This is a genomic window from Microcystis sp. LE19-41.2A (assembly GCF_027530405.1).
Classification (GTDB): domain Bacteria; phylum Cyanobacteriota; class Cyanobacteriia; order Cyanobacteriales; family Microcystaceae; genus Microcystis; species Microcystis aeruginosa.
Map to the genome: position 1 here is coordinate 1 of NZ_JAPZQJ010000624.1, position 11025 is coordinate 11025.

Here is an 11025-nt window from a genome sequence, read left to right on the forward strand (position 1 = left end):
TCCCTCAAAACGACGAATATAAGCGGCATTAGCGGCTCGATCATAGTCTATTTTCATAGTTGCTCCTTTAATCGGCGTTCAAAATGGACAGTTACCAAAAGATTATAATTACTAAGTAGGTAGGCGTTAAAAATTATCAGACACCCCCCTTATCAAGGGGGGACTAAGGGGGGATCGGCACCCCCCTTATCAAGCGGGGCAGGGGGGATCGGCACCCCCCTTATCAAGGGGGGACTAAGGGGGGATCGAACCTAAAATCCATTTTAAATTTAACTATAACCAGCTACTTAAGTATTTTCGATTTTTGACGTAACTAAAGGGCTGTTTTTCGATGCAAAAATGCCCGACAAATTAAGCCTATACCCCGAAAAAAGCTGATAATTAACAACCAAAGGGATTGTAATTCTCCTGCCGTATTTTTCACTGGCCAGCGCTGGGGACGACAGAATAAAAAAGTAATTAGTTTTCTCTGGTCTGATAGGGTAAGTGGCTGGAATTTAAGGGTTGCTTGCCAGATTTTTCCTCGTTTTTCTAGATTGACTAGATGAGACGATAGGCGCAAATCTTCGCCTAAAATATCTAGGAGTAATTTTTCTGAGTAGATGGGTTCCCTCAGGTGAATTTCTGCTCCTATTTCCGAAAGTTTTTTCAGATTGCCCTGTCTAATTATATCCGATTCTGTTATCAAGTTAACAGGATATTCCAGCAATTGGTATTGAGTTTCTAGGGTGAGGGGAGCTTCCAATAAAGCCACTAAAGCAGTCATGATAATAACCACGTTATATATAGCCAAAATCAAGCCAAAATTTAGGTGACTTTCTTGATAATTGTGATGGTGTAAATTAAAGAAAATACTAATTAAGGTAATGGTGAGAAAAAAGAGCAATGGGTAGGATAAACGCCAATTATATTGATAATTTTGGCGAGCAATTCCCTTCGGTGTCACCTGAAATCCTTTGTCAAAGGGTTTCCAAAGAACATGGAGAACTGTTAGGGATGTTGGTACACAAATAATCATCGATAGTACCTCAGAAAAAATAATGGAGCGCGAGCGAGAATTTAACCAGTGATAAGTGGCTAACTGCAGCATCATGTAGGGTAAAAATATATAGATTGTCTCATGGATGGTAATGTTCAAAGGTACGATATAACCAAAGGTATAAAGGAGAGGAATAAGGAGAGAAAATAAACGAGCTAAGGGAGAAAACCAAGATAATATTCCTTCTAAGTGTGCCAATCTTTGTGGTAGAGTTAGTCCCGCAATTTTTAGGGGATTAGCTTTGATAAAAAAGGCCTGTAAAGTTCCCCTTGCCCAGCGCAATCTTTGCCGTAAATAAGCTGATAAACTTTCGGCAGATAAACCAGCGCTGAGTTTTTCATTTAAGTAAATAACTTCATAACCTTTGGCAGAGATAGCAATCCCAGTGAAATAGTCTTCACTAATAGATTCTATATTAAAGTAGCCCACTTCTTCTAAGGCCTTTCTTCTGACAATAAAAGAAGTACCAGCACAGACAGGACTACCCACCCCATCTTTAGCTGGTTCGATATGACGATAAAATAATTCTTCGTCGGGAGTAACGATATTTTCTAAACCTAAGTTATAGGCGATAGGATCGGCATTATAAAAGCTTTGAGGCGTTTGCACTAAGGCAATTTTTTGGTTTTGAAACCAGCCAACAGTTCTTTCTAGAAAATTCCGACAAGGGATAAAATCTGCGTCAAAAACTACCACTAATTCCCCTTGAGTTTGTCTGAGAGCATGGTTTAAATTGCCTGCTTTAGCATTTTTTTTATCCTCACGAGTCAGATAATTACAATTTAATTTTTCTGCTAATTCATAAATTTCTGACCTCTGGGTATCATCGAGAATATAAATATTTTTATGAGGATAATTAAGGGCTTGACAACCGATAATAGTTCTTTTTAAGATAAAGGCTGGCTCATTATAGGTGGGAATCAGAATATCTACCGTGGGCAAATACTGTTTATTGATCACTGCTTGGCTATAAAAATCAGCTTCTTGGCTTCTATCTTTCGTGGTTAAGACTAAAAATAACTGAATTATGCTACCACTTAAAACTATCATCTCAATGCCTAAAAGTAGTAAACTAAAAAAGCCATTGAGAGGGGTGGAAAGATTTAAGGTTTCCAGAATCCTCCAGAGTAGATAGCGCAGGGTGATAGCGAGAGTGATAGAAATAATGACTAATCTTGACCAAACTTGCGGACGCGGAGACAAGAAAATGATTAACTGCGTAAAAATTAGCAGGATAACCGTGGGTAATAATAATTGATAGCTATGAGCAACCGTGGGAACTTTAATCCAAGCAAATGGATTAAAAAAATCTTCTACTAAGCCAAGTATTAATCGATCAATATTGTGTTCTGGCCAACATAATGATAAACTGACCATCATTAGCCCGCCGATCACTGCTAACATAATTAAAATAACTGATATTATCGCTAAAATCGACTTGAATACGGAGTAATATGCTGGTTTTTGAGGGAACGGAAAAATCGATTCTTGGTTAGACATAAATCCCCTTCTGAGTAAATAAATCTAACTACATTTTACAATTCTTAACAAAAACCTGTGCATTTTTGGCAATGACAGGAGCGCTCTCCACCAAAATGCTACATTTTGTATCAAGCCGAAGATGAAACTGGCAAGAAAAAGTGTAGAAATAGTATACTTCGGTTAACCGTGAGGAAAAATTAATCTATGATAGCCGTCAAAATCGCCGTTGTTAGCGCTCTCGTTTTAGTTGTGGTCAAATTCGTCGCTTCTGCTCTAGGCAAAGGCAATATACCCCTGCTTAATCAGGCTGTCACCGTGATTTTAAGCCTTTTTATCGGTTTTGAGTTGATTCAACTAGGACAAGCGGTGATTGAAAAGATTAATTAAGGGCTAAACGGGCCAGATAGAAGCTAGTAATAGTTTTAGCATCGATCGATTCTCCCCGTGCGATCGCCGATTCCATTTCCTCAAAACTCATCAAAACCACTTCTAGATCTTCATCGGCATCTTGAGCGGGGGGCAAGCTTAATTTTTCCAGATCCTGGGCTAGAAAAGCATAGATGTATTCATCGGAATAACCGGGTGCCAGGGCAAATTTACCCAAAGATTGCCAATTGTGCGCCCGATAGCCCGCTTCTTCCTCTAATTCTCGTTTTACCGTCGTAGCAGGGTCTTCTCCTTCATCAATCGTTCCGGCGGGAAATTCCAGAATTCGAGCTTGCAAACTAAATCGATACTGACGTACTAAAACCAATTGACCTTCCTTGGTGATTGGAACTGCTAAAGCACCCCCCGGATGACGGACACATTCCCATTCTCCCTCGACACCGTTAGGTAAACGCAGTTTCGAGACTTCAAATTGAAAGACGCGACCTTGATAAAAAAGACGTTGTTGGAGAAATTGAGGCGGTTCAGACATAGAAAATTTTCAACTAGGACTTTAAGAATTAATATCAAGAAATGTTGCTTTTGTCACCGGTGTTTCAGGTTATAATGGGAAATGCTGTCTTTACAGGTTAAATCTTTTTCGAGAAACCCCATGGCAAAAAAATCGATGGTAGAACGCGAGAAAAAACGCGCTCGTCTCAGACAAAAATACGAAGCTAAAAGAGCGGAACTAAAAGAACAATTCCGCACCGCCGAGGATTTTGAAGAAAAACTGGCAATTCACCAAAAATTACAGGAATTACCCCGCAATAGCGCTCCCAGTCGTCACCGCAACCGTTGTTTAACGACCGGCAGACCGAGAGGATACTATCGCGATTTTGGTTTATCCCGCAACGTTTTACGGGAATGGGCCCACCAAGGTCTTTTACCCGGTGTGGTCAAGTCTAGCTGGTAAGTAGGTGGGTGGAATTAAATATAAGATGAACGTAGGTTGGGTTGAAGCATGAAACCCAACGCCCGCTCATGTTACGCTACCGCTAACCCATCCTACAAATAATTGTGCCTCCCTACTTAGTCAGAAACAATATCTAGGGAAAATACCGTGATAGAGGCGTGGTTTTTGCGTCTCTATTGCCGTTTTTAGGCAATTTTAGCGATAAAAAAACCCTCGATCGAGCGATCGAGAGTTAACCATGAACAAAAAATTCACCTAGACTACAGTAGCAGCCTTACGGGCAGCGGCGGCCTCATCGGGATGAATACCGAGACGGGTGAGATTGAGACGACCTTTACTATCGATCTCCCGTACCTTGACTAACACCTCATCCCCCACGGCCACTTCATCCTCGACCTTGCCGACACGTCCCTCGGCCAATTGGGAAATATGGATCATTCCCTCTTTTCCTGGCAAAACTTCCACAAAAGCGCCGATTTGGATAATGCGAGTCACGCGACCGAGATAAACCTCACCCTCATTGAGTTTGCGGGTCATATTGTAGATCAGTCGTTTAGCTTTTTCGGCCTGTTCCCCATCGGTGGAGGAAATGGTGACAGTACCATCGTCATCGATATCGATTTTCGTGCCAGTCTGTTCAGTAATCCCTTTAACCGTCTTACCACCCGGCCCGATTACTAACCCGATCAGATCTGGATCGATCTTGATCGTCAATAACCGGGGTGCGTGGGGAGATAATTCCGTGCGCGGTTTTTCTAGGGTCGCTAACATCTTCTCGAGGATATGTTTGCGGGCCGGTAAAGCTTGTTTGATCGCGTTGGCCACCACTTCCATGCTTAAACCGGGGATTTTCATATCCATCTGGAGAGCGGTGATGCCGGAATCAGTGCCAGCCACCTTAAAGTCCATATCTCCCAGAAAATCCTCGATACCCTGGATATCGGTCAAAATCCGCACTTCTTCCCCTTCTTTAATTAAACCCATGGCCGCACCGCTAACGGGTTTTTTCAGGGGAACACCGGCATCCATCAGCGCCAGGGTGGAACCGCACACGGAACCCATGGAGGTGGAACCATTAGAAGAGAGGACTTCCGACACTACCCGCAGCACATAGGGAAATTCCTCCTGGGGGGGAAGGACAGGTACGATCGCTCTTTCCGCTAAAGCACCGTGACCAATTTCTCGACGGCCGGGAGAACGCATGGGACGGGTTTCACCGACGGAAAAGGGTGGAAAATTGTAGTGATGAAGATAGCGCTTTTCATCTTCGGGATGGAGATCGTCCCCTAAATCCTGAGCATCACCGGGGGTGCCCAGGGTGGCGATCGAAAGCACTTGGGTTAAACCGCGATTAAACAGGCCGCTACCATGAACCCGACGGGGTAAAACTCCCACCCGGCAAGAAATCGGGCGTACTTCGTCCAGTTGGCGACCATCAACCCGCACCCCATCCTCGATAATTTGGGCGCGCATCAGTTTTTTGGTCAGATCCTTGAAGAGATTACCGATTAACTTGGGTTCTTCCAGCGTTGGAGCTTTTAAGGGATCTTCATCGGGGAGAGCGGTTATAGTTTCCTTGAGCCGATTTTCGATCGCCGCTAATTTCTCATCCCGTTCGGTTTTGCTGAGGGTAAACTGAGAGAGAATCTGTTTAATTTCCTCTTTAGCTTGTTCTTTCAGGAAATTATGCACGGTTTCGTTTACTACCGGCGCTTCTCGGGTGACGAGGGGAATACCCAACTGATCGATCAATTCCCGTTGAGCGGTGATCAGGTCGCGGACCGCTTCATAACCAAAATCGATCGCCTCAATAATATCCCGTTCTGGTAACTGATTAGCTCCCGCTTCGATCATCACCACCCCTTCAGGACTACCGGCCACCACTAAATCCAATTCTCCGTTATGGATTTCCTTGTAGGTGGGATTGATGATAAATTCATCCCCTAGTAAACCGACGCGCACCGCTGCCATCGGCCCTTGGAAGGGAATACCTGCCAACAAAACCGCCACGGAGGCCCCAGTAACGGCCAAAACATCCGGGGGTACTTCCTCGTCCATGGAGAGGGTCGTAGCGACCACCTGAATATCATCCCGTAGCCAACTGGGGAATAGAGGCCGCAGGGGGCGATCGATCAAACGACCGGTCAGAATTGCTTTTTCCGGGGGACGACCTTCACGACGCAAAAATCCTCCCGGGATGCGCCCGGCGGCGTATAATCTTTCTTCGTAGTCAACGGTCAAGGGCAGGAAATCTACTCCTTCTCTGGCTTTGGCTGTGGTTGCTGTCACTAAAACCGCCGTTTCTCCCGATTGGATCAGAACACTACCGCCAGCTTGGGGGGCTAAAAGCCCTATTTTTAGTCGAATATCCCTGCCATCAAAGGATATTGACTTGTCAAACTCTTCCATGTAAAGCTATATTCCTTTCTTTCACTTTTCTCTGTGCTGTGGCAATCCTAGCATTTTTTGTCCCCCTTTCCAGCAGGTTTAGTATTCAGTGATCAGTTATCAGTGATCAGAGTTGAGTTTTCAGTTGGCTGATTACTCTTTACCGTTTACCGATCACAGCAAAAAAGCTCCCCACTTCCCCAATCCCCCACTTCCCCACTTCCCTATCCCTTTTAAAGAGGATTTAGTATTAGCATCCATTAACATTTCTGATTTTATAGTTAAGTTTGGCTAATAACAGCTTATTTTTAGTTCTTTGTCAAGCCCCTATTATAATTTTTAATCTCTGACCTTTAACCCGATTTGACATTTATCTTAAAAATCTGGTTTTTTGTAGCAAAGATAACAGTTTTATTAACCATTATCTGCATCGATAGAGAGAAATCGAGGAGGGCTGATAATCCTTGAAAGCCTTGTCAATACTAGCATTATTCCCCCTCGAAATTTCCCTAATTCCCTAAGTTTTCCTAACCTTGATCCCCTCTAGGACACAAAAAATTAAAAACCCTTCATCTTAACTTGGTTTTTAGCGCCAGTCAACCCTTTATTTAAATTTTTGATTCTCTTGCCCGATAACGATATAAATTCTCGTAATGACCAACCGATTTTCCGTGATACGGTTGAACAGAAAGCAACCAAGTTAGCTCTGCAAGCACAAAGGAATGTTAGCAAGTTCCTTCAGCTTTGCATTGGGAACTTGCTAACGCACAATAAGAAAGTCTATGAATAAACAATTGGTCAACAAACTACAAGCTGTAACTGCCCTTACCGTAGTGGGGACTACAGCCTCGATAATTTGTTCCCAGACAGCAGGACACAGCAACAGCCTGACGGACATTAGCTTAGGTCGTCAAACTGTTATCGAGTCCACTTCTCAAACCATTCTGTCCGCTTTTTCTAATAGTCGAACAACTGATTCAGATATTAAAGTATCACGTTCGGTTCAAGATAATGCTAACGAAATTCTAAAAACTTTGGAGTCCCTAGTGGACAAAGAAAATACCGTCCCTGCAAGCGTTACACCCCAGACCCAAGAGGCCATTCCTTCGACGGGACAACCCCAATCACAACCCAATCAAGTCAAGCCGGCCCCGGCTAATGCCCCAGCCAGCAATCCTGCCTCAGTGACACCAGCAGAGAAGCCGAAAACAAGCCCAGCGGTAAAAACCAGCAGTCGCCCCCGTAAAAAGGGAATGGCCTCTTGGTATGGTCCTGGTTTCCACGGTCGTCGCACCGCTAGTGGTGAGACTTTTAACTCTAGTAGTTTAACCGCCGCCCATCGCTATCTACCTTTCGGCACCAAGGTTAGGGTAACTAATCTGCGTAACGGGCGCTCGGTGGTGGTGCGAATTAACGATCGCGGTCCGTTTAGCGGTGGTCGCGTCATCGATCTCTCCAGAGGTGCGGCAGCGATTATCGGTGTTTTCCAATCGGGAGTTGCCCCAGTTGTCTTGGAAGTTTTAGGCAGATAATCAGTTATCAGTTATCAGTAAACAGTTATCAGTAAACAGTAAGCAGTGAAAAGACAGCACTGTTAATGCTACTCAATACCCCTCACTCAATAATGCGTCTTGGAAAATTCAGTACAAATGATCGGGATTCCTCCTTATCCCTGACTTGAAAGAGGGTGTAGGGTGTGGGGTGTGGGGTGTAAGGAAGGAAACCTCTTTCATCTGTGGGGGTGAAAATTTTTTCATCGGGACTGACTAAAAACTCACATCTGATCAGTGATCACTGGTAACTGATCAGTGATCACTGGTAACTGATAACTGATCACTGGTAACTGCTATAGTGATCCTATTGGGATTTGACTGGGTTTATGTTAGAAATTAGCGATTTATCGGTTAATTATGGCGGAATAAAGGCATTACAGCAGGTTAGCTTAAGGGTAGAAAAAGGGGAAATTGTCACCCTGATTGGAGCGAACGGAGCAGGAAAAACGACGACTCTAAAGACGATATCTCGGATTTTAACGGCAAAGACGGGGCGAATAATTTATCAAGGTCAAGATATTACCCATTTACCGCCCCATGAAATCGTTAAGCGGGGAATTGCCCATAGTCCGGAAGGGAGAAGAATCTTAGCGCGTCAAACAGTCTTGACAAATTTGCAGTTAGGTGCTTATACGAGAAGCGATCGCCTAGGAGTAAAAAGCGATATCGAAGAGCAGTTGCAACTGTTTCCCCGACTATCGGAGCGCCGAGAGCAGTTAGCGGGAACCCTAAGCGGTGGGGAACAGCAGATGCTGGCGATTGCCAGAGCTTTAATGAGTCGTCCCAAGTTATTGTTACTAGACGAACCCAGTTTAGGACTAGCGCCGCAGATAGTGCGAGAAATCTTCAGTATTATCCGTCAATTAAACGAATCGGGAGTAACTATCCTGTTAGTGGAACAAAACGCCAATTTAGCCCTAGAAACTGCCAATCGCGGCTATGTTTTGGAAGCGGGACGCTTGACTATCGCAGGAGAAGCCGGGGATTTACTCAGGGATGAGCGCGTCAAACAAGCTTATTTGGGTTAATCGATGATGATGCGCCAATTATAGATAAAAGCCTATGGTAAAGGTAGGCCAAAAAATATTCACAAAATTTTACAAAGTCGCATAAAATGAACACATAACGAAATAGGTATTTTTTCTTACTGCCATGCTAACGGCTAACTTCCCCTGGCTCACTGCCATCATTTTGCTCCCCTTGCTTGCCTCCTTCCTGATCCCTGTAATCCCCGACAAAGAAGGAAAAACTGTTCGTTGGTTCGCTCTTGGAGTCGGACTAGCAGACTTTATATTAATGTGCTACGTCTTTTTACAAAAATATGATTTAAGCAACCCCAACCTACAATTAGTGGAAAAAATCGATTGGGTTCCCCAAATTGGTTTAAGTTGGGCGGTGTCGGTGGATGGTATCTCGGCACCGTTAGTTTTATTAGCAGGATTGGTGACAACCCTTTCTATCTTGGCCGCATGGCAAGTAGACCGCAAACCCCGTTTATTCTACTTCCTGATGCTGTTGCTCTACGCCGCTCAGATTGGTGTTTTCGTCGCCCAAGACTTATTATTATTCTTTTTAATGTGGGAAATCGAGTTAATTCCCGTTTATCTACTCGTTTCCATCTGGGGTGGTCAAAAACGTCGTTATGCCGCCACTAAATTCTTACTCTACACCGCCGCCGCTTCTATCTTCATCCTCGTTGCCGGTCTAGCCATGGCCCTTTACGGTGGTGGTGCAATGACCTTTGATATGGCGGAATTAGGATTTAAAGATTATCCCCTCGCTTTAGAATTAGTCCTTTACGCTGGTTTATTAATCGCTTTCGGGGTCAAACTCGCCATCTTCCCCCTCCATACTTGGCTCCCCGATGCTCACGGTGAAGCTTCTGCACCTGTATCGATGATTCTCGCTGGTGTTCTCCTCAAAATGGGTGGTTATGGTTTAATCCGTCTTAATATGGGGCTTCTACCCGATGCACACATCTACTTTGCCCCGATTCTAGCGATTCTCGGTGTCGTCAATATTATCTACGGTGCTTTCGCTTCCTTCGGTCAACAAAACATGAAACGCCGTCTCGCTTATTCCTCGGTTTCACACATGGGATTCGTCCTTTTAGGGATTGCTTCCTTCACCGATGTGGGTATTAGCGGTGCTATGTTACAAATGCTCTCCCACGGTTTAATTGCCGCCGTCTTATTCTTCCTTGCTGGTGTCACCTACGACCGCACCCATACCTTAGCTTTAAACGAGATGGGTGGGATTGCCCAAGCGATGCCGAAAGTCTTCGCTCTCTTTACTGCCGGCGCCATGGCTTCCCTAGCGTTACCCGGAATGAGCGGTTTTGCCAGTGAAATTACTGTATTCATCGGTGTCACTAGCAGTGACGTTTATAGCCAAACCTTCCGGGTTGTGACTGTCTTCCTCGCTTCCGTTGGTTTAATCCTCACCCCGATTTATCTACTCTCCATGCTCCGTCAAGTTTTCTACGGAGATGGTTCTTCCTGCGATATTACTAACATTCTCCCCAACAAAAGTAACGAACAGGCAGTTTGTTTTGGTACTAGCTGTGTCCTCCCTCATGAATCAGAATATAGTGACGCTAAACCCAGAGAAATCTTTATCGCTGTCTCTTTCCTCGCTTTGATTGTCGCTATCGGTTTCTATCCCCAACTGGCTACCCGTATCTACGATGTGAAAACGGTGGCAGTTAACTCGGAAGTGCGTCAAGCTTACACAGAAATCGCCGCTACTCGTCAAAATATCTACGCTGAAACTCAACCGGACGTAAGCGCCAAGGTTGCCAGTATATTCCAATAAATTGGCAAGTCTAAAGTGAATAGGTTATCGGGAGTGGAAATTCTGCTCCTGATTTTTTTTGGCGAGGAGATAATTAATTAGGGTTGGCTGAATAAATGTGAAATATAGACGAGGTAAGGGTTTTAGGGGTCTATTTCGCAAAACAAGTGCAAGATTTTCAGAGAATCGTGGTCTTGTAGGGGCGAAGCATTCGGGCATAACCTATCGCTGAAACCGTAGATTTCCTATCCGAATGCTTCGCCCCTACTTTTTCAGCAAACCCTACATAGGGTTTGCTGAAAAAGTTTTTCCTGGGGGCAGGGTGTAGGGTGTGGGGTGTGGGGTGTAGGGTTTTACCGATTTTGAGGGGGTCAATTACCTAATTTTCAGGGAAAAAGTCCAGGGATTTTTCCCCCGATCACTCCCAG

General features: G+C 44.5%; 8 protein-coding genes. 5 read left to right on the top strand and 3 right to left on the bottom strand.

The genetic code is table 11. The annotated features are described in order from the left end of the window. Positions 1 to 313 precede the first annotated feature (313 nt). Positions 314 to 2539 (bottom strand): glycosyltransferase, encoded by a 2226-nt coding sequence (locus O9290_RS25665; protein WP_288059133.1) that lies wholly within the window; start codon positions 2537 to 2539, stop codon positions 314 to 316. 186 nt (positions 2540 to 2725) lie between these two features. On the opposite strand from O9290_RS25665, the gene O9290_RS25670 reads away from it, so the two are divergent. Continuing rightward, positions 2726 to 2908 (top strand): hypothetical protein, encoded by a 183-nt coding sequence (locus O9290_RS25670; RefSeq protein ID WP_002759616.1) that lies wholly within the window; start codon positions 2726 to 2728, stop codon positions 2906 to 2908. Here the strand turns inward: O9290_RS25670 and O9290_RS25675 are convergent. Beyond that, complete coding sequence (locus tag O9290_RS25675) at positions 2901 to 3440, bottom strand: NUDIX hydrolase (protein WP_288059131.1); 540 nt, start codon at positions 3438 to 3440, stop codon at positions 2901 to 2903. The two genes, O9290_RS25670 and O9290_RS25675, sit on opposite strands and share 8 nt — an antisense overlap. Before the next feature lie 120 nt (positions 3441 to 3560). Between O9290_RS25675 and rpsN the strand changes: the two genes are divergently transcribed. Continuing rightward, positions 3561 to 3863 (top strand): 30S ribosomal protein S14, encoded by a 303-nt coding sequence (gene rpsN, locus O9290_RS25680; protein WP_002740009.1) that lies wholly within the window; start codon positions 3561 to 3563, stop codon positions 3861 to 3863. 255 nt (positions 3864 to 4118) lie between these two features. Here rpsN and O9290_RS25685 read toward each other — a convergent pair whose 3' ends face one another. Next, positions 4119 to 6272 (bottom strand): polyribonucleotide nucleotidyltransferase, encoded by a 2154-nt coding sequence (locus tag O9290_RS25685; protein ID WP_288059129.1) that lies wholly within the window; start codon positions 6270 to 6272, stop codon positions 4119 to 4121. A gap of 761 nt (positions 6273 to 7033) precedes the next feature. Between O9290_RS25685 and O9290_RS25690 the strand changes: the two genes are divergently transcribed. The 3 genes from O9290_RS25690 (at position 7034) to O9290_RS25700 (ending at position 10618) form a co-directional block, all read left to right on the top strand. Then, positions 7034 to 7783: a septal ring lytic transglycosylase RlpA family protein gene (locus tag O9290_RS25690; protein WP_004159324.1), complete on the top strand. Its 750-nt coding sequence runs from the start codon at positions 7034 to 7036 to the stop codon at positions 7781 to 7783. A gap of 347 nt (positions 7784 to 8130) precedes the next feature. Further along, a complete protein-coding gene (locus tag O9290_RS25695; protein ID WP_147069183.1) occupies positions 8131 to 8832 on the top strand; it encodes an ABC transporter ATP-binding protein in 702 nt (233 codons plus the stop codon). Between the two features lie 124 nt (positions 8833 to 8956). Continuing rightward, on the top strand, positions 8957 to 10618 hold the full coding sequence (locus tag O9290_RS25700; protein ID WP_271972416.1) for an NAD(P)H-quinone oxidoreductase subunit 4: 1662 nt from the start codon (positions 8957 to 8959) through the stop codon (positions 10616 to 10618). The last annotated feature ends 407 nt before the right edge of the window (positions 10619 to 11025 follow it).